Origin of the sequence: Lutibacter oricola, assembly GCF_900106565.1 — a bacterium.
Classification (GTDB): Bacteria; Bacteroidota; Bacteroidia; order Flavobacteriales; family Flavobacteriaceae; genus Lutibacter; species Lutibacter oricola.
On record NZ_FNNJ01000001.1, the window covers coordinates 315,375 to 338,947 of the forward strand.

The window sequence follows — 23,573 nt, forward strand, 5'->3', positions numbered from 1 at the left end:
TTAGAATGACAAAAAGAACATAATTTAATGATAAACAATTTAGAACAAGGCTTTTTTGGGATTGGAATTCAAAATGGTAAAACTCCTGAAAATTTAGGCGTTTTATGGCGTTCGGCTCAAAATATGGGAGCAAGTTTTATATTTACTATTGGAAATAGATATGCAAAACAAGCTTGCGACACACATAAAGCTGTAGGTGCAATGCCTTATTTTCATTATGACACTTTTGAAGATTTTTATAAAAATTTACCAAAAGGAGCGCAATTAGTAGGTGTAGAATTAGATGAAAAAGCTGTGCCACTTGAAACATTTACGCATCCTAGACGTTGTGTATACTTATTAGGTGCTGAAGATCACGGATTGTCTAATGCAGCCATAGAAAAATCTCATTTTTTGGTAAAATTTAAATCAACTTTAAGTTTAAATGTATCTGTTGCTGGTAGTATTATTATGTATGATAGGCAAGCAAAGTTATTTTAAGCTAATTATACTATCTTTGTAAAAATTAAAAAATAGAATGTTTTTATTTATAAGCGGTCCCGAAATATTTGTAATACTTGTAATTGTAGTAATGCTTTTTGGTGCAGATAAGTTACCAGAAATTGCTCGAGGTCTTGGAAAAGGTATGCGCCAGGTAAAAGATGCTACAAACGATATTAAAAGAGAAATTAAAACTAGTGCCGAAAAGCACGATATAGATATTGATGCTGCAACTAAGGTTCGAGATGAAATTAATAAAGTAAAAGAAGATTTTTCTAACCCAGTTTCTAAGGTTAAAAATAAAATTGTAGACGACCTTTCTGGGCCTATTAAACGAACTAAATAACTGTGGAATTACTTGATTCCATAATTGAATACGATAAACAATTTTTACTGTTTTTACATTCGCACGGAACAGAAACTTGGGATTCTTTCTGGTTGTTTATTACCAATCCAATATATTGGATTCCTTTATTTTTTATAATATTTTTTCTTGGCAATAAAGTTTTTTCCTTAAAACAAGCCTTATTAATAACATTTAGTACTGGATTAAGTGCTGGGGCAGCATTACTTATAGTTAATGCAATAAAAAATTCGATTAAAAGATTACGGCCAATTAATGATGAATCTATTAATGATCAGTTGAGAATATTAATGTCTGCCAGTGATTTTAGTTTTGTTTCTGGGCATTCAACAGTATCTTTTACAATTGCTTTTTTATCGTTTTGGATTTTAAAAAAGCATTATAAATACGCTTGGTTGCTATTTTTGTTTCCTTTGCTATTTGCTTACAGTAGAATTTATTTAGCAGCACATTTTCCTATAGATATTTTTTTCGGAATGATTTTAGGGTTTTTAATTGCTCGTATTGCGTGTTTTTTAATTGAAAAGTTTATTTTAAAAAGTAACTTATAAAACTCTACTAATAGTTAAACCATCTCTAATAGGTAGCAAAACCGTTTCAATTCTAGCATCGTTATTTAAAAGTGTATTATACTCTAAAAGTATTTTTGTGTCGTTATCTTTAGGGTTTAATTCTTCAACAACTTTACCACTCCATAAAACATTATCACTTAGTATAACACCACCTTTATTCATTTTATTAATAATTAAATTGAAGTAATTTATATAGTTCTTTTTGTCGGCATCAATAAACACTAAATCAAATTTTTTATCAAGTTGCGGTATAATATCAACAGCGTTACCAATAAGTTGTTTTAGTTTTCCTTTGTAAGGCGATTGATTAAAAAAACCAGCAACAAAATCTTCTAATTCTTCATTTACATCAATGGTAATTAAAGAGCCTTCGGTTTGCATACCTTCAGCTAAACTTAGTGCAGAATAACCTGTGTAAGTTCCAATTTCTAAAATGTTTTTTGGATTAATTAATTTAGAAATCATAGATAAAACTCTACCTTGATATGGGCCACTTAGCATACGTGGATTTAAAACTTTTTGCCAAGTTTCTTTATTTAATTTTTGCAATAACTCAGGCTCATGTTGTGAGTGTTCTACAACGTATTTATCTATGGCGTTTGGTATAAATTCCATTATTTTATTTTGAAGCAAAGGTATAAAAAAACGGAACTTATAAAGTTCCGTTGTACATAATATTATTTTAAAAGAAGCTTAAATTTTAGCTTTTAGTTCTTTTTCCATAGCTGCTTTTTCTTCATCACCAAGGCACTTTTTAATATCTTCTTGGTTAGAGTGTTTTTCGTAACACTTTGTCATAATACTATTTTGTTTAGAGTATAAACCGCAATTTTTACACAACAAAATATGAATATTTAGTTTTATTATTTCCCAAAGTGAAGCTTCTTTATATTGGCTTTTGTCGCAAATTGTAGTTGCTTCGTCACATGTTAATTTCATTCTCCTAATCTTTTAATTTTGAAACCAATTATCTTCCATACATTTTCTTAGCTGTGTTCTGGCTCTATGGATAATTACCCAAAGGTTTGACGAAGTTATATCTAGCTCCTTACAAATTTCCTCAGTTTCAAACTGTTGTATGGTTTTCATTCTAAAAACTAGTTCGTATTTTTCGGGTAATTTACCTATGCATAGTTCTAAGGTGTTGCTAAGTTCTTCATTTTCTATGCTTTTTTCGGTTTCGCTATTCCAACTAGTAGGTACTCTTTCTTCAATCCATTCACCTTCACGTTCGCCATCAGCATAAAAATTCATTTTAACTTCAGCTTTTCCTTTTGCCGAATTTATTTTACGATAATAGTCTATAATTTTTCGTTTTAAAATTGAAATAAGCCAGGTGCGTTCACTAGCCTTTCCTTGAAAATTTTTCATGGCTTTTAAACCTGCAAAAAATGTTTCTTGAACTAAATCTTTAGCCATTTCGTGATTGTTTACTCTACTAATTGTATAGTTGAATAAATAATCGGCGTGTGATTTAATCCACTTGTCAGGATCTAGCGTATGTTTTTTCTGAGACATTTATACTCGAAATTAGATTAAAGCTAAAATAATTAATTATTTAAAAACTATACCTTTTAATTGCAGTTTTCTCTTCTTCTAGTATCTATAACTGAAATTATTTTCCATTTATTACCAATTTTTACTAGCTGAAATGAGTTTGAACCACAATGAGTTATGTTTTTGTTAACATAAAAGGTATAAGCAGTCCATACATTAGCTAAATTACCGTCTATTTTTATTGAGTAAGAAGTTAACTTTTCAATCCAACTATCATTTGGGTTTTTAGTTTTAATTATATTAACAAACTCTTTTTTTGAAACTTCATCAGCAATTACTGTATTTCCATTTGAATTAATATAAGTTGTTAAACCTCTAAAATTTTTATGAACAACATTCTTTATGGTTAAAGTGTCTCCTTTGTCAATAGCTTTAAAAAACAGCTTTAGCGTATTTTTTATATCTTCTTGTTGAGAAGGTTTTTGCGAGTAGCATATTGTAATATTTACAATAAATAAAAGGAGTACAAGTTTTTTCATTTTTAATTTGAAAATTCATCAATTAATTCAAACAACAATTTCCTGTCAATTGGTTTAGTTAAATAAGAATTAAATCCTTTACCAATAGCAGTTTCTTTATCAGATTCCATAGCAAAGGCAGAAAGCGCAATTATTGGAAGTGTTGGATTTGTTTTTTTAATAGCTTTCATGGCTTCATAACCATTAAGTATTGGCATTTTAATATCCATTAATACTAAATCTATGCTATTATCATTTTGGGCAATTTTTACTGCTTCTTCACCATTCGAAGCTTCAACAATTTTAATATTTGTTGAAGAGAATAATTCATGAAGATACATCATATTAAACTCTTCATCTTCAGCAATAAGTAGGGTTAAGTTTTTATCTTTCACGTTTGTTGTTTTATTTACAGGTTTATGGGCAATAGTTTTAGTTTTTTTAATAGTGTTGTCGTAAGGTAAAATAAACTTTATAACAGTTCCGTTTTTATCGGAATTTAACCAGATTTCTCCACCAAATAATTCAATATATTTTTTTGAAATAGCAAGGCCTAATCCAGTGCCTTTATGTTGTGAATTTAAAGAAATATTTGCTTGTGTAAAACGGTCAAAAATAGTTGGTTGTAATTCCTTTTTTATACCAACACCAGTGTCTTTTACATAACACTCTAAATAATTATCAATTTTCGAATAACCAAATTCAACACTTCCACTTTTAGTAAATTTAAATGAATTTGAAATTAAGTTATTAAATACTTGATTTAATTTTGTTTTATCGATGCTAATAATTGATTTGTCATCGGCTAATCCTTTTTCTAAAATTAGCTGTAGATTTTTAGTTTTAGCTTTATTTTTATGAAAAGAATATAAATCGTCTAGTAAATTATTTAGTATTATTTTTTCGTTGTGAATTTGAACAACTCCAGCTTCAATTTTTGAAATATCTAAAACGTCGTTTACTATAGAAAGTAATTGTTGACTACTTTTAACTACTATTTCTGCATAATTTTGCTTTTCTTTTCCAGAAGTTTCTTTATTTGAAAGTAATTCAGAAAAACCAATAATACCATTCATTGGAGTTCTAATTTCATGGCTCATATTTGCTAAAAATGCAGATTTTAACCTATCAGATTCTTGCGCTTTAGCTAGTGCTTTTTCTAGTTTGTTTTGCGTGTCTTTTATTTGAATGGCACTACTAATTTGGTTAGCAACAAATTCTAATAGTTGTACATCGTTATCAGAATAGGCTTCTTCACTTATGTAACTTTGTACCGCAATAGCCCCAAATACATTGTTTTTTATTTTTAAAGGTACACCAATCCAAACTTTTGAAACCGGACCAACCATTCCAACTTCTTTTTGATCTATTAATTTTTGATGTTGACTTAAATTAACTTTTAAAGGTTTTTTATTTTTAATAACATAACCTGTAAGTGTATTTTCTGCCGGGAAATTTTCAACTTTAAAATTATGTTCATCGGCAATATAAGGTGTGTTAATTGTATCAGTATCTTTATTATAAAGGGCAATGTAAAAGTTATTAGTATCTATAACTTTATTTAATTCAGTTTTTATAAATTCTCCAAATTCTGTAAAATCACTTATGGATAAAGCGCTATTTGAAATGTTGTAAATTACATTTTCAAGTTTTTCTTTTTTTACTCTTTCAGTTATATCTCTAATTACAGCATGTACATTTGCATTGTTTAAATCTTCAATTTTTGTTAATGTAACTTCTGCTGGAAATTCTAAGCCATCTTTTCGTTTGTGAATCCAATTAAATCGATGACTTCCATCTTTTATAGCAATATCAATTAATTCGTTTGCAAAATCAAAAGATTTTTTACCGCAAGGTTGCTTTAATGGAGATATTTTTGATGGATGCTGCTTTAATAGACCGTTTTTGTTTTTATATCCAAAAAGATCTAAAGTAGACTCATTACAATCAACAAAAATTCCATCTTTAAGTATTAAAACGGCGTCTTTTGATTTCTCAAAAAGATCTTTATATTTTTGTTCAGATTTTTGAAGTGCTAGTTCTGCTTTGTTTTTATCTGTAATATCATCTATTAAAGATGCTACTCCTATTACGTTGTCATTTGAGTCTTTTAACGCAACATTATACCAATCGCAGGTTATTAAAGAACCATTTTTTGTAATATTTTGGTTTGTATTTCTATAGCTTCCTTTTCCTTTTAATAATAATTTCCATTTGCTAAAGATAATATCTCTAAGGTTTTCAGGAATTATTAACTCATTAGCATGTTTACCAACTGCTTCTTTTTTCGAAAATCCAAATATTCTTTCAGAAGAATTATTCCAATCCAAGACGTTGAAATCTAAATCCCACATTATAGATGCTAATGGTGTGTTGTTAAATTGCTCAATTAGCCTTTGGTTGCTTTCGAAAAATAAGTCTTCAGTTTTTTTACTTTCTGTTATATCTTCTACAATACCTTGTAGGTGTGTTATTTTATTGGTTTTATCTCTAATTACATCAACCTTTGTTCTAACCCATTTTGTTTTTCCTTTTTTTGAAATTATTCTAAAAGGTTTAGGTTTTAAAAAGTTTAATTTTGGACTTTTGGCAATATCAAAAATTTGATCTCTAAAAGTTGTTAAATCATCTTTATGAATAATATCTTGAAGTAGAATAGAACCCGATAAAAATTTAGAATGCGAAAAACCAAATAAATCTTTTACATTTTCTGAAATAAATTCTACAGGAAAGTTATATTCATTTTTACATAAAATAGCAACAGATGAACTTTTATTAATTATGTTATAGGCCTTTCTAATTTCGTTTTCTTTTTCCTTTTTTTGCGTTATTTCTTGGAAAAATATAAGCAATCCATCTCCTGAAGGAATTATTCGGTTTTCAAACCATTTTTTCCAAGGTGCAAAATAGTTTTCAAAACTTGTAGGTTTACGTGTAATTAAAGCTTTTTGATACTTATCATAAAACAAATCTCCTTTTTCTTCAGGAAATTCTTCCCAAATATTTTTACCTATTAAATCTTCTGGTTTTCTACCTAAAAGTTTAGCTGCAGAATTGTTAATATAAGTGTAGTCCGAATTATAATCTAAAATAACAAACCCATCATTAATACTAGAAAGTGTGTCTGATAAAAGGTTTTTTGTTGAGTTTAATTTTTTTTCTGATAGAATACGTTCTGTAACATCTTGACAAATACCTAATATTTTAACAATAAGTCCATTTTTAACAATTACACTTCTTTTTTCATTAATGTATTTTATTTTACCTGATGAAGTTATAATTCTATATTGTAATTGTTGGGTTCTGTTTTGTAATAAGTTGGAGATAGAAAAATCATCTACTAGGTCTCTATCATTTATGTGAACAAAGGATAAATAAAAGTCTAGAGATATTAAATCTTCATTAGGGTCAATTTCTATTAGATTGTATGCCTCGTCAGACCAATACAGTTTCTTGTTTAGAAAATCGTATTCCCAACTTCCAATTTTAGAAACTTGCTGGGCTTCTTTATATCTTTTTTGACTTTCGGCAAGAATTTTTTCTGCTTTTAAACGTTCCGTAATATTTTCAATAGAAACAATAACATTGCTTAAGTTGTTTTTTTCTCTATCTACAGCGTTAAATTTAATTAAAACATCAAACTCTTCACCTTCAAGTGTTTTGTTTACAGTGCTAATTTCCACTTTAGACTTCCCTTTAAGAAGTTCTACTAACAAAGTTGAAAAACCTTCGCTTGAATTTTTTGTGAATACTTTATTTAAATTTTGAAGTAGTTCATTTTTAGTTTTTGCCTTGTAAATTTTTAAAGTAGTTTCATTAACATCTTTAACGGTAACTAAAGATGCAAGTTTTGGAATAACTTCAGGGTTCGAATCTAGATAGTTTGTAATAGTAGTATTTTGTTCTTTAACCTTTTTATCTAGATAGTTTTTTGCTTCGGAAAAATCTTCTAACCATAGAGAAATTGGAGCGTGATTAAATAGGTTAAAATACTTTTCAGCTTCTAACTTTGAATCTAACCCAGAGTTTGGTTTGTTAATTTTCATTTAGCAGTTTATTTTTTTAGCACAAGTAAAGATTAAATATACAAAATTTAGATGTGATTCAAAGCGATACTAAATCAAAAAATAATTAAAGGGGTAATTTAACGGTAACAGAAGTTCCTTTGTTTGGTGTGCTGCTTATTTTTATTGTTCCTTTATGAAATTCAATAATTTTTTTAGCAATAGTTAATCCTAAACCAATACATTTTTTACGTTTGGCAGTGTAGGTGTTCTCTACAAAAAAAGCATTAAATACTAACGGAACGTTTTCAGGAGTAATTCCAACACCTTGATCTGTAATTTCAGTAATTATATGTGTAGAGTTTGTTGTAGTTATTACAGAAGTCATTTTATTTTCAGAAGAAAATTGTAGTGCATTGTTTAATAGTTGGTTAAATGCAAATGTTAAATCTGCTTGGTCAAATTTTAAGGTTAAATTTTCTTCAGTTTGATAAAATAAATTTTGGTTTTCTTCATTAAATTTAATGCTGTATTTATTTAGAATTTCATTTAAAAATTCTGAATAATTGTTTTCTTCTAAATTTAAAGAGTAGGTATCGTTATTTACACTATTAAATTTTACAAAAGAATTTAGTAAATCTATAGCGTATTTAGACGAGCTATTAATTACATCAATATGTTTGGCAAGCTTTTCTGAATCGTAATTTTCAACATTTTCTAAAATCATTTCAGAAAACGAAAAAGAAATTCCAATAGGGTTTTTTAAGTTGTGTGTTAACTTATTTAATAATTGCGTATGACTTTTCTGGGTTTCGTTTAATTTATTGGTTAAATTTTTAACCTTTAAGCTAAGTTCAACAAGCCTTTCTTCAAGTTCTAATGTGTAATTTTCTATTTCTTCTACTTTTTTCAAAATGCAAACATTTTAATGTAAAAATAAATTTATTAAACTAATTATCAAACAAACTGCTATATTTTGTTGCAATAAAAATTAAAAGTGCTTAATAATACAGAATCTGTAATACAGATGTTATTAAAAATAATGCTAACTTTCTCTAAAAGCCGTTTTTTCATTACTTTTACGGCTCAAGAAAAAAATATAAAATGTCAACTGCAAAAAAGAGTTACAAAAAAATTACCACAAAATCATTAACTGAAATGAAAAACAATGGCGAGAAAATTGCCATGTTAACTGCTTATGATTATACCATGGCAAAAATTGTGGATAATGCTGGAATAGATATTATTTTAGTTGGAGATTCAGCATCTAATGTTATGGCTGGGTACGAAACAACTTTACCAATTACTTTAGATCATATGATTTATCACGCTAGTTCGGTAGTTAGAGCTACGGAACGTTCGCTTGTTGTTGTAGATTTACCGTTTGGTAGTTACCAAGGAGATTCTAAAGGAGCTTTAGATTCTGCCGTAAGAATAATGAAAGAATCTGGTGGTCATTCTGTAAAACTTGAAGGAGGAAGCGAAATTGCAGAATCTATTTCAAGAATACTAACTGCTGGAATACCTGTAATGGGGCATTTAGGGTTAACGCCACAATCTATTTATAAATTTGGAACATTTACGGTAAGAGCTAAAGAGGAAGAAGAAGCAAAAAAGCTATTATCAGATGCTAAATTATTAGAAGAACTAGGTTGTTTTGCATTGGTGTTAGAAAAAATTCCGGCTAAATTAGCGAAACAAGTTGCTGAAAGTATTAGTATTCCAGTAATTGGAATTGGAGCAGGTAACGATGTTGATGGTCAGGTTTTAGTAACGCACGATATGTTAGGTATGACTCACGAGTTTAACCCTCGTTTTTTACGTAGATATTTAGATTTATTTACGGATATGACAGGAGCATTTGAGAGTTATATATCTGATGTGAAATCTCGCGATTTTCCAAATGAAAATGAGCAGTATTAAATCGTAAAAATTAAATTTATGAAACAAAAAATTGGCAATATAGCATTAGTTGTAAATGACTATGATGAAGCTATCGATTTTTATGTGAATAAATTAAAATTTGATTTAATTGAAGATACAAAATTAACTAGTAAAAAAAGATGGGTTTTAATTGCGCCTAAAGGAAGTAATGAAACCAGAATTTTACTAGCTAAAGCAGATTCTGAAGAACAAATAAATAGTATAGGAAACCAATCTGGAGGACGTGTATTTATGTTTTTATTTACCGATAATTTTGAAAGAGAATTCGAAAATTTGAAACTAAATAATGTAACTATTGTACGTAAGCCAGTTAAGGAGCCTTATGGAAAAGTTTTAGTCTTTTCTGATTTGTATGGTAATCTTTGGGATTTAATTCAACCAAAAGAATAAACTTTTTACAATGTTAAAAGTACTTCATATAGATACAAATCACCAAGTTTTAAAAGATGGTTTAGAAAAGTTGGGCTGTATTTGCAGTGAAGATTATACGTCTTCAAAAACTGAAATTGAACAAAAAATTTCAAAATATAACGGTATTGTTATTCGGAGCAGATTTAAAATTGATAAGCAGTTTATTAATGCTGCTAAAAATTTAAAGTTTATTGCTAGAGTTGGTGCCGGGTTAGAAAGTATAGATGTAGAATATGCTGCTGAAAAAGGTATTCACTTAATTTCTGCTCCCGAAGGAAATAGAAATGCCGTAAGCGAGCAAGCTTTAGGTATGATACTTTCTTTATTTAACAATATTAAAAAAGCAGATTTAGAAATAAGAAGCGGTAAATGGCTTCGCGAAGCTAATAGAGGAGTTGAGTTAGAAGGCAAAACTGTTGGACTTATTGGTTATGGTAATATGGGAAAAGCTTTTGCTAAAAAACTAAGAGGTTTTGATGTTGAAGTAATTTGTTACGATATTAAAGATGGTGTTGGAGATGAAAATTGTACGCAAGTATCCTTAGAAGAGTTGCAAGAAAAAACAGATGTTTTAAGTTTACACACGCCATTTAATAAGCTTTCTCACGAAATGGTAAATGAAGACTTTATTAATAAGTTTTCGAAACCATTTTACCTTATTAATACAGCACGTGGTTCTGCAGTTGTAACAAATCATTTGGTTAATGCACTAATAAGTAAAAAGGTATTAGGTGCTTGTTTAGATGTGTTAGAATACGAAAAAGGTTCTTTCGAAAATTTGTTTGAAAACGAAACTTTACCAAAGGCTTTCGATTATTTAATTAAGGCAGATAATGTATTGTTGTCTCCGCACGTTGCAGGTTGGACTGTAGAATCTAAAGTTAGATTGGCACAAACAATTGTAGATAAGGTAGAAACAATTTTTTATTCTGAAGGAAAAGAGCTTCAGCAAAAAGAATTAAAAAAAGTTACAGGTATTGGAGGTCTATTTTTTAAAACCAAAGACCCAAAGGCTATAAAAGAATGGTATAAAAACCATTTAGGATTTAATGTAGACGATTGGGGTTGTACTTTTTGGTGGAAAGATAAAAAAGGTAACGAAGCAAGTACGCAATGGAGCCCTTTTAAAAGCGATACCGATTATTTTAACCCTTCAAAAAAAGATTATATGTTTAATTATCGTGTAGATAATTTAGAGGCATTGTTAGAAAAATTAAATAATGAAGGTGTTACAATTGTTGGTGAAATACAAAAATACGAATACGGAAAATTTGGTTGGATATTAGATCTTGAAGGAAACAAAATTGAACTTTGGGAACCAATAGATGCAGCTTTTAAATAAAAAACGAATAAAAACTATATAAAAATGAACGTTATAGACGAAAAAGGGAACCAAGTTCCACAGCAAGAAAGTAAAAGAGTAATAGCAGGTGTTTTAGCTATTTTATTAGGCTCTTTAGGAATTCATAAATTTATTTTAGGGTATACTACAACAGGTATTATTCATATTGTAGCTTCATTTGTTACTTGTGGAGCGTTTGGAATAGTTGGATTAATTGAAGGTATTATTTACCTAACAAAAACAGATGAAGAATTTGTTTATATGTACCAAGACAACGAAAAAAAGTGGTTTTAAATAACTAAAAATATATGTTGAAGGTGGTATTTATTTATCGCCTTCAGCTTTTTCATTTTCAAGCTTGCTTTCTAACTCTGCTTGAAATTCTTCCATAACCGGTTTTACAGTACTTTCAGGTATGTCCGAAACTCTTATGTACATTAAACCATCTACAGCATTATTAAATTTTGGGTCTACGTTAAAAGCAACTAAACGAGCGTTTTGTTTTACGTATTTTTTAATTAAAACAGGTATTCTTAAAGCGCCTGGCTCAATTTCATCTATCACTTTATCAAACTTGTTTAAATCAGCTTCTGTGGCATCAAAAACAAAGTCTTTATCGGCATCTTTTAATTTAACTTTATATTCTTTTTTAGGGTGAATGTATTGCGCAATATATGGATCGTAATAATGAGATTTCATAAACTCAATCATTAACGATTTTGAAAAGTTAGAAAACTGATTGCTAATACTTACACCACCAATTAAATACTTGTATTCCGGATAACGTAAGGTTATATGTACAATACCTTTCCAAAGTAAAAATAAAGGCATTGGTTTTTGTTGGTATTGTTTAATAATAAAAGCTCTACCCATTTCAATAGAGTTTTCCATCATTTTATATAATTCTGGCTCAAATTTAAAAAGGGTATGTACATAAAAACCTTCAATACCATATTTCTCATAAATTTGTTTTCCAAGACCCATTCTGTAAGCTCCAACAAGGTGGTTAGTCTCGCTGTCCCATAAAAATAAGTGGTGGTAATAACCATCAAAAGTGTCTAAATCTATAGACTCGTTTGTTCCTTCACCTACTTCTCTAAATGTAATTTCTCGCAGCCTTCCAATTTCAAACATAATGTTTGGAATTTTTTTACTTGGAGCAAAAAACACTTCATAGTTTTTACTTTTTAAAAGTCGGCCATCTTCTTTTCTTAGAGTTTCAACCTCTTCAATCATTTTGTCAACATTACGTTGAGTAACAATTTCTTTAGGTGATTTGTTTATTTTTAAAGATTGTGTACTTAATGATTTTGATTCTTTTTCAAAAGGATTCGCTAGCATGTAAGTTTTTTTTCGAATAAATTCTCCAAAGTCCGTTACATTCTCATATGCTTTTTGATCTTTTACTGAAATAGGCTTACCAATTCTAACTTTAATTACACGTTCTTTTTGAGACAATAATTCTGAAGGTAGTTTAGCTGTTCTAAGCGTATCGTTTAGTTTAGATAAAAAGTAAAATAACCTACTGTTTTTAGCGTGAAAATAGATAGGGATAACTGGTACGTTTGCCTTTTTTATAAGTTTAATGGCACCTTCTTCCCAAGGTCTGTCTACAATTACTTTTCCATCTTTATAGGTAGAAACTTCACCTGCAGGAAAAACACCTAGCGGATAACCTTCACGTAAATGCAAAAGTGCACTTTTAATACCTGCAACACTCGATTTTACATCCTTTCTATCTTCAAAAGGATTTACCGGCATTATATAAGGTTTCATAGGTTCTATTCTATGTAATAAAAAATTGGCTATAATTTTATAGTCAGGTCTTTCTTTTATTAAAAGTTTTAGTAATAAAATACCATCAATACCACCAAGTGGGTGGTTAGAAACAGTTATAAAAGCACCGTTTTTTGGGATTCTTTTTAAATCTTCTTCAGGAATTTCAAACTTAACCTTAAAGTCACCTAGTATAGCATCTAAAAATTCTAATTCACTTAAATGTTTGTTTTTATTGTAAATTCGATTAATGGCTGAAATTCGTAATAATTTCATAATTCCCCATCCAAATACAGTTCCAAGAAATCCGTATTTATCAAAGTTTATAGCTTTTGCTACTTCTTTTGGTGTTACTAAGCTCATTAATAATTTTTAGGTTAGGCTAACTGCAAAAATACGCATTTTTAATGAGATTGTTCAATAACAATTTGCACTGTATTTTTTGTAGCTTGTTTTAACAAAATTGCTCCCTTTTTTTCAATATTAGAAATTGCATTTTTGGTTGCATGTCTAATGGTAAATAATGCTGTGTTTTTTTTATATTGAATGTTAAAGTTGGGTTTAATTTCCTTTAAAAAAGAATCGAAGTTATTAAAATTATCTTCAATACAAACAGAAAAACTTAATGCCGAATTTTGAATTAAATTTACTTTTAATTTGCTGTTATGAAGCATTTTAAAAATAGTACTTAAATTATGTTCTACCATAAACGAAAAATCTAGGGCAGAAATTGAAACTAGTATTTGATTTTGTTTTAAAATAAAACAAGGAGTTTCTGGTATTAATTTAGAGCCTTTACCTACAACAGTACCTTCTTTGTCTAAGTTTAAAAACGAACGAACAAATAACGGTATGTTTTTGTTTTCTAATGGTTTTAACGTTTTTGGGTGAATAACTGAAGCGCCATAAAAGGCCATTTCGATAGCCTCACTATAAGAAATTTGTTCTAGAAGCTGCGTTTCATTAAAATATCTTGGGTCGGCATTTAAAACACCGTCTACATCTTTCCAAATAGTTAAGCTTTTTGCATTTAAACAATGCGCAAAAATGGCTGCAGAGAAATCAGAACCTTCGCGTCCTAAAGATGTTGTTTTTTTGGTAGAACAACTTCCTAAAAAACCTTGGGTAATATATAAGTTTGTTGTGTTTAGTTTTTGAATATTGGTAGTTGTAGTATCCCAATCTACCTTAGCAGCACGGTAATTATTATCAGTAATTATATATTCTCTAACGTCAATCCAATTATTTGTAATTGCTATTTCATTTAAATAATGACTAACAATTTTTGTTGATAAAAGTTCTCCAAAACCAATAATTTGATCGTAAATATAATTGTAATCATTAGAGTTGTTTGAAGTTAAAAACCCACTAAGTTTTCCAAATAAAATTTCTATTTCAAAAAGAATTTCAGTGCTATTTTCAAAAAGATCATTAACTAAGTTTGTGTGAAATGCTCTAACGGTTTCAATATTAGTTACTAACTCTTTGGTGTTTTTGTAATACGAATCAATAATTTTTTCAAAAGCATTGGTCATTTTTCCCATTGCAGAAATTACAATAAGAGTATTGCTAGAACCTTCTTTTTTTAGAACTTTTACTAGGTTTTTTACACCTTCAGCATTTTTAACCGATGCACCACCAAATTTAAATATTCTCATATACTATTTACCTAAATATTGTTTCATTGCTGCTCTATCAATTTGGGCAGTATCCCAATCTCTTAAAACATTAGCTCCTGTACTTTCATAAAATTTTATTGCAGGCTCATTCCAGTCTAAAACAGCCCACTCAACTCTTTCAACTCCTAAATTATAGCCATATTCAATAACTTTTTTGTACAATTCTCCACCAATTTTTAAACCTCTTTTGCTTTCGGTAACAATTAAATCTTCTAAATGTATTGTTGGTCCTTTCCAGGTCGAATAACGTGGGTAGCATAGCGACATTCCAACAATTTCATTATCTATTTCGGCAATAAAACATTTAAATAAAGGTTGAGCGCTAAAACCTGCATTTTCTAAATCATTAACCGTAACAATTACGGCATTTTCTTCCTTTTCGAATATGGCAAGTTCTTTTATTAAACTAAGAACAGCTGGCATATCTTCTGTTTTGGCGTCTCTAATATTGAAATTCATAATAAAATGTTTATAGAAACAAATCTAAATTAAAAAACTTAATTTATTGATATTAAAAATTACTTCTTTTTGTGAAAAAAAAGTCGATATTTGTGACAACATAAAACCCTAATATTATGGAAAATAACTTAACTCTAGGTGAGTTTATTATTGAAAATCAGAAACATTACAAGTCTACTTCTGGAGAGTTTTCGCGCTTATTAAGTTCAATAAAGCTTGCAGCTAAAATTGTTAATTATAAAGTTAATAAAGCTGGGTTAGTTGATATTTTGGGTGATGCAGGTGATGTAAACATTCAAGGTGAAGATCAAAAAAAATTAGATGTTTATGCGAATGATGTATTTATGCAAACACTAATTAATAGAGAAATTGCTTGTGGTATTGCTAGTGAAGAGGAAGATGATTTTGTTGCTATTAAAGGAAAACATGGCACTAATGAAAACAAGTATGTTATGTTAATTGATCCTTTAGATGGATCTTCTAATGTAGATGTAAATGTTTCGGTAGGTACTATTTTTTCTATTTATAGAAGAGTTACTCCTATAGGTACACCTGTTCAGCAAGAAGATTTTTTGCAAAGAGGTAACCAACAGGTTGCAGCAGGTTATGTTGTGTATGGTACATCTACAATGTTGGTGTATACATCTGGACACGGCGTTAACGGATTTACTTTAAACCCAGCAATAGGTTCGTTTTATTTGTCGCACCCAAATATGGAGTTTCCAAAAGATGGAAATATTTATTCTATAAATGAAGGGAACTATGTTCACTTTCCTCAAGGAGTAAAAGATTACTTAAAATATTGTCAAGAAGAAAAGGATGATAGACCATATACATCTCGTTATATTGGTTCATTGGTTTCAGATTTTCATAGAAATATGATTAAAGGAGGTATTTATATGTATCCAACAAGTTCTATTGGGCCAAAAGGAAAATTACGTTTGTTATATGAATGTAACCCAATGGCATTTTTAGCAGAACAAGCCAATGGAAAAGCAACGGATGGTTATGTGCGAATTATGGATTTAAAACCTACAGAATTACACCAACGTGTACCTTTTTTCTGCGGAAGTACAAATATGGTTAATAAAGCTGAAGAATTTATGGCTAAATATCCAGAAGATGCTAAGTATAATGATTTAGATTAAATTAAAAACCTAATATCAGTTTAGCAATCCAAAAATAAATTAGAATTCCAAAAATATCATTAGAGGTAGTAATAAATGGTCCTGTAGCAATTGCAGGATCTATGCCTCTTTTGTCTAAAAATAACGGAATAAATGTTCCAATAATTCCGGCAACAATAATAACTGCAAATAACGATATTGAAATTGCTAGAGCAGTGTTAAAATCGCTTTGCCAAATCCAAGTAAAAGCAAATAAAACAACTGCTAAAACAGCTCCGTTTACAAGAGCCAAAGAAAACTCTTTTAATAGTCGGTTACTAATGCTTCCCTTTAAATTATCGTTTGCTAAACCTTGCACAATAATTGCTGAAGATTGTACCCCTACGTTACCAGCCATAGCGGCTATTAAAGGTGTAAACATAAATAATATGGCGTTATCTTCTAATGCACCTTCAAAAAGACCCATTATACGCGCGGCTCCAACACCACCTAAAAGGCCTAAAAATAACCAAGGTAAACGAGCTCTTGTTAGTTCCCAAATAGTATCATCAGCTTCAACATCTTCAACTAAACCGGCTGCCATTTGGTAATCTTTTTCGGCTTCTTCTTTAATTACATCAACAATATCATCAATAGTAATTCTACCTACTAAACGACCAATTTCATCTACAACAGGTATAGCTTCTAGATCATACTTTTGCATAATTCTAGCAACTTCTTCATCTTCTTCATTAACAGTTACAGAATCTACTTTTTTTATAAAAACATCTTTAATAGCTGTTTTTGTTGAAGTAGTTAATAAATCTTTAAGTGAAAGTCGTCCTTTTAAAATATCGTTATCATCTACAACATATATAGAGTGAACTCTAGTAACCTCTTCTGCCTGAGCGCGCATTTCTTTAACACAAGTTAGCACATTCCAGTTTTCGTTTACTTTTACCAACTCTTTTGCCATTAAACCACCGGCAGTATCATCATCGTAACGTAAAAGTTCAACAATTTCTTTGGCGTGTTCAACATCTTCAAGGTGCGATATTACTTCTTCCTTTTGTTCTTCAGGTAATTCGGCAATAATATCAGCAGCATCATCGGTGTCTAATTCATCAATTTCTTCTGCAATTTCTTTAGCAGAGAGTTCTTTTAAAATCTTTTCTCGATCATCTTCATCTAACTCTGCAATTACGTCTGATGTTTTTTCACTATCTAATAATTTAATTAAATATAAACCATCATTAAAATTAAGTTCTTCAACAAGTTCTGCAATATCGGCATAGTGAACTTCATCTAATAAATTTAGAATATGTTCATTACTTTTTGAAGCAATTAATTGTTGAATTTCTTCAAGATATTCTTTGGTGATTTCAAACGACATCTTTTTCTATTTTAGAAGTAAGACTTATAAACTCTTGAACAGATAATTGTTCTGGACGTTGTGCAAAGATACTATCTTCTCTTAAACTATCTGATAAATTGAATGTTTTTAAACTGTTTCGAAGTGTTTTTCTACGTTGTTGAAAAGCTGTTTTTACAACTCTGTAAAACATTTTTTCATCTACAGGTAAGCTAAAATCTTCTTTTCTAATTAAGCGTAAAACTCCAGAATCTACCTTTGGAGGTGGATTAAATACACTTGGTGGTACGGTAAATAAATACTCCGCATGGTAAAAAGCTTGTGTTAAAACCGATAGAATTCCATAGGCTTTTGTACCTGGTTTTTCGCAAATACGTTGTGCAACTTCTTTTTGAAACATTCCCGTAAATTCAGGGATTTGCTCTTTGTTTTCGAGCGCTTTAAATACAATTTGAGTAGAAATGTTATAAGGGAAATTCCCAGTAATCGCTAACTGTTCATCGCTAAAATAATCTTTCAAATTAATTTTTAAAAAATCTTTTGAAATAATACGATCAGCTAAATTTAAATAATGAGCTTTTAAATACTCAACCGATTCTGTATCTATTTCAATTACATGTGTTGTGTACGATTTTTCGAGCAAATATTTAGTTAAAACACCCATTCCTGGGCCAATTTCTAACACATTTTTATATCCTCTTTCCGTTAAAGTATCACCAATTTTTTTGGCAATGTTTTCATCTTTCAAAAAATGCTGACCTAAATGTTTTTTTGCGCGTACACTCATATGTTAGTTTTTTAAGCTCATACTAAATTGTTCAGATATTACTTGTAACTCTGTTCTAAATGAAAGTATTTTTTCACCAAAAAGTTGTTTAGCCTCATTACGTAATTTTGGTGCGTTCTCGGTATAATAACTCTCTAACATATCTTCATTGTCTGTAGTGTATTGAACAGAGTAAGTAACACCACCCATTTCTTCGTTAATTAAAACTTTACACATTTTAGCCTTCGTAAATTTTTCGGTTGCTAACATGTCTGGTATGTGTTTGGTTTTCATCCAATTTAACCATTGCTGGTGTATAGATTCGTCTACGTTTGTTGTTACGTTATATATGTACATTATTGTTTTTTTCTTGTTAATTTAAAACATCACCTCTAAGTTTTCTGAATTTTTTACGAGCTTCAACCAAATGAATGCTTGACGGGTAATCGAAAATTATTTTTTGGTAATATTCTTTTGCTTTTTCTGTATTGTTGAACTTGTTTAGGTATAATTCAGCTAAATAATAAATGGCATCGTCTACTAAAATATCTTCAGCATTTAATTCAATAATTTTTAAATAATTTGCTTCAGCATTTTCAAACATTTTTTCGCTTTTGTATAATTCAGCTTGCTTAAAAAGTACTTCGTCAATTATTGGGTGCTCTTTATAGTTTTTATTGTTATACAAGTTAGATAAGGTGTCTATTGCAGCTTTGTTTTTATGCTGAAATGCTAATAACTCTGCTTTAGCATAGGTTTTTAAAGCAATTTTTAAACTGTCTTTAACCTCGTTATCTGTAATTAATAAGTTTAAATCTAAAGCATCGTTAGAAATTAGTTGAGAAGTAGAACGCTTTAATACTTTTAACTGCGTTTGTGCCCAATCAAAATCTCCTTTAAAGTACGATGTTTGTGCAATTTTAAAACGTGCTTGTTGCCCAATTTCATCATTTTTTAAACTGTTTTGAACCTGTGTATAATAAATAAGTGCACTACTATATTTACCGCTAAAAACTAAAATATCAGCAAGTTTTATTTTTACTCTACCTTTTTCAAATTCATTTAAGGGAAATTTTAAAGTGTTTTTAAGTTCTTTAATAGCTTTTGGAATTTCGTTTTTTTGAAATGCCAAAAATTCAGCATAAACAATTAAAATACTTAGAGATTCTGCATTTTTACCATACTCATTAAACAATTGTTGAAATTGATTTTCAATAATTTCATTACTTGCTTTTTGTTCTCTATTTATTTGAAGTAAATAAAGTTTAGCAACCAATTTATCGTTACTATTTGTTGCGTTTTCTAAAATATAATTAAAACTGTTTTTTGAAGTTTCATAGTCTTTGTTTTCAAAAGCAATTTTACCAACATCAGTAATGCCTAAAAGTTTTTCTGGATTACGTTTAAATAATGCTTTTTCTTGAATTAAAGCTTTATTGTAATCTTTTTGCTGCATAAACAACCAGCTTAATAATTGGTTCCAAGTGTTTTTTGGGTTGTTTTGTAGGCGTTTTAGCAATAATCTTCTAAGCGAAATATTGTGCTCGTTTTGAGAATCTTCAGTAATAAATTGACCAATATATGTTTTAGCATTAGAAATATAACCTTCGTTTAGCTCAGTCATATTTAAATAAGTATCAAACATTTTTTCAATTTCACCTTGTTCACCATAAATAAATGCAATCTGAAAATAATAATTCGCTTTCGGATTAATTTCCATAGATGTTTGGTAGGCTTGCAAAGCATAATCTAACAAATGGTTGTTTTGAAATGCTTTACCCACTAGATAACCTAAAGATGAATTTTTTGTTTCAGAAATAAGGTTTAATGCTTTTTGGTAATAATTTTCAGCTTCAATTTTATTGTGTTGAAGTTGATAGTTATAGCCGTAATCTACATATAAATACTCTTTGTTTTTTTCGGTATTTAATTGGTTGTTAATAAGGTTTTTAGCCTCGGTAAATTTTTCTAATTGCTGGTAGCAGTTTATTAAATAGTTGGTGTAACTAGAGTTGTATGAATGTTTTTCGTGTAAAGTTTTATAAATAGAAGCAGCTTTTTCGTACTCACCACTTCTATAATATTGGTATGCCATTTGCTGCTCTTGTGCAACTAGTTGCAAAGAAAACATACACATAAAAAACATAAATATAAACCGCATAATTGCTTTATTTATCTTGGTAAATATAACCATTCAACTGTTAAAATTTTGATAAAAACAGGTGTTTTTGATATTTGTGCTGTAACATTTTGGCACGAATCTTGTCTTAACAGTATAAACAACTAAATTTTTATATTATGAAAGAACTAATCAAAAAATACAACGCAGCTAAACAAAAAGCAACAAAATTTATGCAAGCAGGAAAATTAAATGCTTACTTCGATGCTTTAATTGAAATGAATAACTACAAAATGCAATTAGTTGCAATTAAAGCTAGTTAATTATATCAAAACCACAATAAGGTACTAGTACTTCTGGTATTTTAATACCTTCAGGTGTTTGGCAGTTTTCTAATAAACCTGCTAATACACGTGGTAAAGCTAAAGAACTACCATTAAGTGTATGCGCTAATTCGCTTTTACCATTGCTGTTTTTAAAGCGTAATTTTAAACGGTTTGCTTGAAAATTTTCGAAGTTAGATACCGAGCTAACTTCTAACCAACGATCTTGAGCTGTAGAAAATAGTTCAAAATCATAAGTTAATGATGCTGTAAAACCTAAATCGCCACCACATAAACGTAAAATACGGTAAGGCATTTTTAATTCTTGTAAAATACCTTTTACATGTTCAGCCATTCCGTCTAATGCTTCGTAAGATTTTGATGGGTGCTCAACACGTACAATTTCAACCTTATCAAATTGGTGTAATCTATTTAAACCTCGAACGTGCGCTCCGTAAGAACCAGCTTCGCGTCTAAAACATGGAGTATAAGCCGTTTTACAAATAGGAAATTCGTCTTCTTTTAAAATAACATCTCTAAAAATATTAGTTACAGGAACTTCAGCAGTAGGAATTAAAAATAAATTATCCTGTGCATCGTGGTACATTTGCCCTTCTTTATCTGGCAATTGTCCAGTTGCAATACCTGAAGCTTCATTTACTAAATGTGGTACTTGAACCTCGTCATAACCAGCGGCGGTATTTTTATCTAAAAAATAATTGATTAAAGCGCGTTGTAACCTAGCGCCTTTACCTTTATATACCGGAAATCCTGCACCTGTAATTTTGTTTCCAAGTTCAAAGTCTATAATATCATATTTTTTAGCTAATTCCCAGTGTGGTAATGCGCCTTCGTGTAAAGTTGGAATTTCACCTTCTTCAAAAACAGTTAAATTATCATCTTCACCTTTTCCATTAGGAACTATTTTGTTAGGAATGTTTGGAATTATATACAACAACTCCTGTAATTCGTTTGCTTTGTTTTGAAGGTTATCTGTAAGTACTTTTGATTGTTCTTTTAATTGAACTGTTTTTTCTTTAAGTAGTTCAGCTTTTTGGCGTTCACCAGATTTGAATAACATTCCAATATCTTTCGATAGTTTGTTAGATTCTGCTAAAACGGCATCTAATTCCGTTTGAATTGCTCTTCTATCTTCATCAGCAGCAATAGTTTTGCTAACTAATTCATTTGCATTGCTAAGGTTTCTTTTTTCTAAACCTTTAATAACAGTCTCTTTGTTTTCTCTAATAAACGCTACTTGTAACATCTTCTAATTCGTTTTGTTAATGCGCAAATTTAACAAATTGCATTTAAAAGAAACTAATTAGTTTACAATCATTTTATAGAAACTGTAGTGTTAAAGTTTTTTACAATTTGCGGTACCTCTGTAATTTCGAATTTAGCACTAAAATTTATGGTGTTTTTTGTAGGTTTTGTAATGTTAAATTTTCCTTTTTTTATAGCAAAATAACCAGTAGATCCTTTGCAGTAACATAAACGACCAAAATATAATTTTACCTGTTGAAGCGAAAGGTTTTCTAGCGAAATCTCATTAATATTAGCGTCTAATTCAGCATAAATAATTTCTGAATAATTAGCATCTGCAGTATTTGGTGGTGTTTTTTTGTTGAAGGTATATTTTAAAACTGTTTTATTACCTTCATTTAAAATAGGATAACCAATACCAAAATTATCTTTTTTAAATATTATACTTTTATTTGGTATTAATTCGAAGGTACAGTCTCCATTTTTAGAACAATTATCTAATTTTTGGCTAATGTTATTTTTAATAGTACTCACAATTTTTGGTGTTGTTTGTTGCTGTGTGGGTTTACAACCAAAAGTAACGGCTATTAAAAGTAATATTAGTTTTTTCATAATGTGAATTTAAAGTAATTAATTTAAATTCAGTGAATTGATATGGTTTTCTGAGTTTTCTTTATCAACTTTAAGTTGAGTTTTTAAAGCTTCAATTGAATCAAACTTTTTCTCGTCGCGTAAAAAGTGTAAAACTTCTACTCTTAGGTTTTTGTTGTATAAATCTTTATTTAAGTTGAAAAAATTAATTTCAATAGTTTGGTTTTTTCCACTAACAGTTGGTCGGTAACCAATATTCATCATACCAAAAACAGTTTTATCTTCAATAGTAGATTTTACAACGTATGCACCAGTTTTTGGAATTAGTTTATAGTCTTCTTTAATAAATAAGTTTGCAGTTGGAAATCCTATTTTTTTACCTAAACTTTTACCTTTAACAACTTGGCCGGTTAGCATAAAGTTGTAGCCTAAGTAATTGTTTGCTTTTTCAATTTCTCCATTTTCAATTGCAATTCTTATTTTGGTTGAACTTACAGCAATATTATCAATATCTTTTTGAGAAATTTCTTTAACATCAAAGCTGTAGGTGTGTCCGTAGTCTTCTAATTGTTCAAAATTTCCTTCTCTGTTTTTACCAAAATGATGATCGTAACCAATAACTAATCGAGAAACATTTAATGTGTTTACTAAAATATTTCGAACAAAATCTAATGCAGAAAGCTTGGCAAATTCTTTATTGAATTTGTAAACAACTAAGTTTTCTAGGCCTGTTTTTTCGAGTAATTCTATACGCTCTTCAATAGTGTTAATAAGTTTTATATTAATATCTTTTTGCAAAACCATTCTAGGATGCGGAAAGAAAGTTAACAATAATGATTTTGCATTTTTTTTACCAGAACTGTTTATAAGTTTACTTAATACTTTTTGATGCCCAATATGTACACCATCAAAAGTGCCTATGGTAATAAAAGTTTTAGATTTTGAGGAATAGTCTTCTAAATTGTTAAAAAGCTTCAATTAGTA

Annotated in this window: 24 protein-coding genes and 1 pseudogene; 9 read left to right on the plus strand and 16 right to left on the minus strand. The window is 29.3% G+C overall.

Annotation, left to right across the window (positions count from 1 at the left end):
• Positions 1–27 precede the first annotated feature (27 nt).
• The 3 genes from BLU40_RS01380 to BLU40_RS01390 are packed head-to-tail and all read left to right on the plus strand — an operon-like array spanning position 28 to position 1,395.
• Positions 28–480, plus strand: a complete 453-nt coding sequence (locus BLU40_RS01380; protein WP_090118963.1) for an RNA methyltransferase — start codon at positions 28–30, stop codon at positions 478–480.
• A gap of 37 nt (positions 481–517) precedes the next feature.
• The gene (locus tag BLU40_RS01385) at positions 518–826 is read left to right on the plus strand and encodes a Sec-independent protein translocase subunit TatA/TatB (protein ID WP_090118965.1); all 309 of its coding nucleotides are present in this window, start codon (positions 518–520) and stop codon (positions 824–826) included.
• 2 nt (positions 827–828) lie between these two features.
• On the plus strand, positions 829–1,395 hold the full coding sequence (locus BLU40_RS01390; RefSeq protein ID WP_175454723.1) for a phosphatase PAP2 family protein: 567 nt from the start codon (positions 829–831) through the stop codon (positions 1,393–1,395).
• On the opposite strand, the gene BLU40_RS01395 is transcribed toward BLU40_RS01390, so the two are convergent.
• The 6 genes from BLU40_RS01395 to BLU40_RS01420 all read right to left on the minus strand — a co-directional run bounded on the left by BLU40_RS01395 (position 1,390) and on the right by BLU40_RS01420 (position 8,348).
• A complete protein-coding gene (locus BLU40_RS01395) occupies positions 1,390–2,031 on the minus strand; it encodes an O-methyltransferase (RefSeq protein WP_090118969.1) in 642 nt (213 codons plus the stop codon). The two genes, BLU40_RS01390 and BLU40_RS01395, sit on opposite strands and share 6 nt — an antisense overlap.
• A 78-nt stretch (positions 2,032–2,109) precedes the next feature.
• Positions 2,110–2,355, minus strand: a complete 246-nt coding sequence (locus tag BLU40_RS01400) for a hypothetical protein (protein WP_090118970.1) — start codon at positions 2,353–2,355, stop codon at positions 2,110–2,112.
• A gap of 12 nt (positions 2,356–2,367) precedes the next feature.
• A complete protein-coding gene (locus BLU40_RS01405; RefSeq protein ID WP_090118971.1) occupies positions 2,368–2,934 on the minus strand; it encodes a sigma-70 family RNA polymerase sigma factor in 567 nt (188 codons plus the stop codon).
• A gap of 56 nt (positions 2,935–2,990) precedes the next feature.
• Positions 2,991–3,452, minus strand: coding sequence for a nuclear transport factor 2 family protein (locus BLU40_RS01410; RefSeq protein ID WP_090118973.1), 462 nt, complete (start codon positions 3,450–3,452; stop codon positions 2,991–2,993).
• Positions 3,453–3,454: 2 nt separating this feature from the next.
• Positions 3,455–7,477: a PAS domain S-box protein gene (locus BLU40_RS01415; RefSeq protein WP_090118975.1), complete on the minus strand. Its 4,023-nt coding sequence runs from the start codon at positions 7,475–7,477 to the stop codon at positions 3,455–3,457.
• Positions 7,478–7,562: 85 nt separating this feature from the next.
• Positions 7,563–8,348 carry a sensor histidine kinase gene (locus tag BLU40_RS01420; RefSeq protein WP_090118977.1) on the minus strand — a complete coding sequence of 262 codons (786 nt, stop codon included), beginning with the start codon at positions 8,346–8,348 and terminating at the stop codon, positions 7,563–7,565.
• A 191-nt stretch (positions 8,349–8,539) separates the two neighbouring features.
• Between BLU40_RS01420 and panB the strand changes: the two genes are divergently transcribed.
• The 4 genes and pseudogenes from panB to BLU40_RS01440 all read left to right on the plus strand — a co-directional run bounded on the left by panB (position 8,540) and on the right by BLU40_RS01440 (position 11,426).
• Complete coding sequence (panB, locus tag BLU40_RS01425; protein WP_090118979.1) at positions 8,540–9,358, plus strand: 3-methyl-2-oxobutanoate hydroxymethyltransferase; 819 nt, start codon at positions 8,540–8,542, stop codon at positions 9,356–9,358.
• An 18-nt stretch (positions 9,359–9,376) separates the two neighbouring features.
• Complete coding sequence (locus tag BLU40_RS01430; RefSeq protein ID WP_090118981.1) at positions 9,377–9,769, plus strand: VOC family protein; 393 nt, start codon at positions 9,377–9,379, stop codon at positions 9,767–9,769.
• Positions 9,770–9,779: 10 nt separating this feature from the next.
• Positions 9,780–10,715: pseudogene (locus BLU40_RS01435) on the plus strand (2-hydroxyacid dehydrogenase); the annotation flags it as partial.
• 441 nt (positions 10,716–11,156) lie between these two features.
• Positions 11,157–11,426 carry a TM2 domain-containing protein gene (locus BLU40_RS01440; RefSeq protein WP_090118985.1) on the plus strand — a complete coding sequence of 90 codons (270 nt, stop codon included), beginning with the start codon at positions 11,157–11,159 and terminating at the stop codon, positions 11,424–11,426.
• Positions 11,427–11,456: 30 nt separating this feature from the next.
• Here BLU40_RS01440 and BLU40_RS01445 read toward each other — a convergent pair whose 3' ends face one another.
• The 3 genes from BLU40_RS01445 to BLU40_RS01455 are packed head-to-tail and all read right to left on the minus strand — an operon-like array spanning position 11,457 to position 15,046.
• Complete coding sequence (locus BLU40_RS01445; protein WP_090118987.1) at positions 11,457–13,271, minus strand: GNAT family N-acyltransferase; 1,815 nt, start codon at positions 13,269–13,271, stop codon at positions 11,457–11,459.
• 41 nt (positions 13,272–13,312) lie between these two features.
• Entirely contained in the window at positions 13,313–14,566 is a 1,254-nt protein-coding gene (locus BLU40_RS01450) for an aspartate kinase (protein ID WP_090118989.1), read from the minus strand.
• A gap of 3 nt (positions 14,567–14,569) precedes the next feature.
• Positions 14,570–15,046 (minus strand): GNAT family N-acetyltransferase, encoded by a 477-nt coding sequence (locus BLU40_RS01455; RefSeq protein ID WP_090118991.1) that lies wholly within the window; start codon positions 15,044–15,046, stop codon positions 14,570–14,572.
• Positions 15,047–15,159: 113 nt separating this feature from the next.
• Between BLU40_RS01455 and fbp the strand changes: the two genes are divergently transcribed.
• The gene (gene fbp / locus BLU40_RS01460) at positions 15,160–16,194 is read left to right on the plus strand and encodes a class 1 fructose-bisphosphatase (RefSeq protein WP_090118993.1); all 1,035 of its coding nucleotides are present in this window, start codon (positions 15,160–15,162) and stop codon (positions 16,192–16,194) included.
• A 1-nt stretch (position 16,195) separates the two neighbouring features.
• On the opposite strand, the gene mgtE is transcribed toward fbp, so the two are convergent.
• The 4 genes from mgtE to BLU40_RS01480 are packed head-to-tail and all read right to left on the minus strand — an operon-like array spanning position 16,196 to position 20,451.
• The gene (gene mgtE, locus BLU40_RS01465; protein ID WP_090118995.1) at positions 16,196–17,545 is read right to left on the minus strand and encodes a magnesium transporter; all 1,350 of its coding nucleotides are present in this window, start codon (positions 17,543–17,545) and stop codon (positions 16,196–16,198) included.
• Positions 17,535–18,311, minus strand: a complete 777-nt coding sequence (rsmA, locus tag BLU40_RS01470; RefSeq protein WP_090118996.1) for a 16S rRNA (adenine(1518)-N(6)/adenine(1519)-N(6))-dimethyltransferase RsmA — start codon at positions 18,309–18,311, stop codon at positions 17,535–17,537. The genes mgtE and rsmA overlap by 11 nt, the downstream gene beginning before the upstream one ends.
• Positions 18,312–18,314: 3 nt before the next feature.
• Positions 18,315–18,647: a DUF4286 family protein gene (locus tag BLU40_RS01475; protein ID WP_090118998.1), complete on the minus strand. Its 333-nt coding sequence runs from the start codon at positions 18,645–18,647 to the stop codon at positions 18,315–18,317.
• Between the two features lie 16 nt (positions 18,648–18,663).
• Entirely contained in the window at positions 18,664–20,451 is a 1,788-nt protein-coding gene (locus tag BLU40_RS01480) for a tetratricopeptide repeat protein (RefSeq protein ID WP_175454724.1), read from the minus strand.
• 137 nt (positions 20,452–20,588) lie between these two features.
• Here BLU40_RS01480 and BLU40_RS17510 point away from each other — a divergent pair, with 137 nt between their 5' ends.
• Positions 20,589–20,732 (plus strand): hypothetical protein, encoded by a 144-nt coding sequence (locus BLU40_RS17510; RefSeq protein WP_175454725.1) that lies wholly within the window; start codon positions 20,589–20,591, stop codon positions 20,730–20,732.
• Here the strand turns inward: BLU40_RS17510 and serS are convergent.
• The 3 genes from serS to BLU40_RS01495 form a co-directional block, all read right to left on the minus strand.
• The gene (gene serS / locus BLU40_RS01485; protein ID WP_090119002.1) at positions 20,725–21,999 is read right to left on the minus strand and encodes a serine--tRNA ligase; all 1,275 of its coding nucleotides are present in this window, start codon (positions 21,997–21,999) and stop codon (positions 20,725–20,727) included. The genes BLU40_RS17510 and serS overlap by 8 nt on opposite strands.
• A gap of 68 nt (positions 22,000–22,067) precedes the next feature.
• The gene (locus BLU40_RS01490; protein WP_090119004.1) at positions 22,068–22,610 is read right to left on the minus strand and encodes a hypothetical protein; all 543 of its coding nucleotides are present in this window, start codon (positions 22,608–22,610) and stop codon (positions 22,068–22,070) included.
• Between the two features lie 18 nt (positions 22,611–22,628).
• Complete coding sequence (locus BLU40_RS01495; RefSeq protein WP_090119006.1) at positions 22,629–23,567, minus strand: bifunctional riboflavin kinase/FAD synthetase; 939 nt, start codon at positions 23,565–23,567, stop codon at positions 22,629–22,631.
• Between the last annotated feature and the right edge of the window lie 6 nt (positions 23,568–23,573).

What these genes read in the sequence shown, in the direction of transcription:
- BLU40_RS01380 (WP_090118963.1), top strand. Translation starts at nt 28, where the DNA reads ATGATAAACAATTTAGAACAAGGCTTTTTTGGGATTGGAATTCAAAAT.
- BLU40_RS01385 (WP_090118965.1), top strand. Translation starts at nt 518, where the DNA reads ATGTTTTTATTTATAAGCGGTCCCGAAATATTTGTAATACTTGTAATT.
- BLU40_RS01395 (WP_090118969.1), bottom strand. Translation starts at nt 2,031, where the DNA reads ATGGAATTTATACCAAACGCCATAGATAAATACGTTGTAGAACACTCA.
- BLU40_RS01400 (WP_090118970.1), bottom strand. Translation starts at nt 2,355, where the DNA reads ATGAAATTAACATGTGACGAAGCAACTACAATTTGCGACAAAAGCCAA.
- BLU40_RS01405 (WP_090118971.1), bottom strand. Translation starts at nt 2,934, where the DNA reads ATGTCTCAGAAAAAACATACGCTAGATCCTGACAAGTGGATTAAATCA.
- BLU40_RS01410 (WP_090118973.1), bottom strand. Translation starts at nt 3,452, where the DNA reads ATGAAAAAACTTGTACTCCTTTTATTTATTGTAAATATTACAATATGC.
- BLU40_RS01415 (WP_090118975.1), bottom strand. Translation starts at nt 7,477, where the DNA reads ATGAAAATTAACAAACCAAACTCTGGGTTAGATTCAAAGTTAGAAGCT.
- panB (WP_090118979.1), top strand. Translation starts at nt 8,540, where the DNA reads ATGTCAACTGCAAAAAAGAGTTACAAAAAAATTACCACAAAATCATTA.
- BLU40_RS01430 (WP_090118981.1), top strand. Translation starts at nt 9,377, where the DNA reads ATGAAACAAAAAATTGGCAATATAGCATTAGTTGTAAATGACTATGAT.
- BLU40_RS01440 (WP_090118985.1), top strand. Translation starts at nt 11,157, where the DNA reads ATGAACGTTATAGACGAAAAAGGGAACCAAGTTCCACAGCAAGAAAGT.
- BLU40_RS01445 (WP_090118987.1), bottom strand. Translation starts at nt 13,271, where the DNA reads ATGAGCTTAGTAACACCAAAAGAAGTAGCAAAAGCTATAAACTTTGAT.
- BLU40_RS01450 (WP_090118989.1), bottom strand. Translation starts at nt 14,566, where the DNA reads ATGAGAATATTTAAATTTGGTGGTGCATCGGTTAAAAATGCTGAAGGT.
- BLU40_RS01455 (WP_090118991.1), bottom strand. Translation starts at nt 15,046, where the DNA reads ATGAATTTCAATATTAGAGACGCCAAAACAGAAGATATGCCAGCTGTT.
- mgtE (WP_090118995.1), bottom strand. Translation starts at nt 17,545, where the DNA reads ATGTCGTTTGAAATCACCAAAGAATATCTTGAAGAAATTCAACAATTA.
- rsmA (WP_090118996.1), bottom strand. Translation starts at nt 18,311, where the DNA reads ATGAGTGTACGCGCAAAAAAACATTTAGGTCAGCATTTTTTGAAAGAT.
- BLU40_RS01475 (WP_090118998.1), bottom strand. Translation starts at nt 18,647, where the DNA reads ATGTACATATATAACGTAACAACAAACGTAGACGAATCTATACACCAG.
- BLU40_RS01480 (WP_175454724.1), bottom strand. Translation starts at nt 20,451, where the DNA reads ATGCGGTTTATATTTATGTTTTTTATGTGTATGTTTTCTTTGCAACTA.
- BLU40_RS17510 (WP_175454725.1), top strand. Translation starts at nt 20,589, where the DNA reads ATGAAAGAACTAATCAAAAAATACAACGCAGCTAAACAAAAAGCAACA.
- serS (WP_090119002.1), bottom strand. Translation starts at nt 21,999, where the DNA reads ATGTTACAAGTAGCGTTTATTAGAGAAAACAAAGAGACTGTTATTAAA.
- BLU40_RS01490 (WP_090119004.1), bottom strand. Translation starts at nt 22,610, where the DNA reads ATGAAAAAACTAATATTACTTTTAATAGCCGTTACTTTTGGTTGTAAA.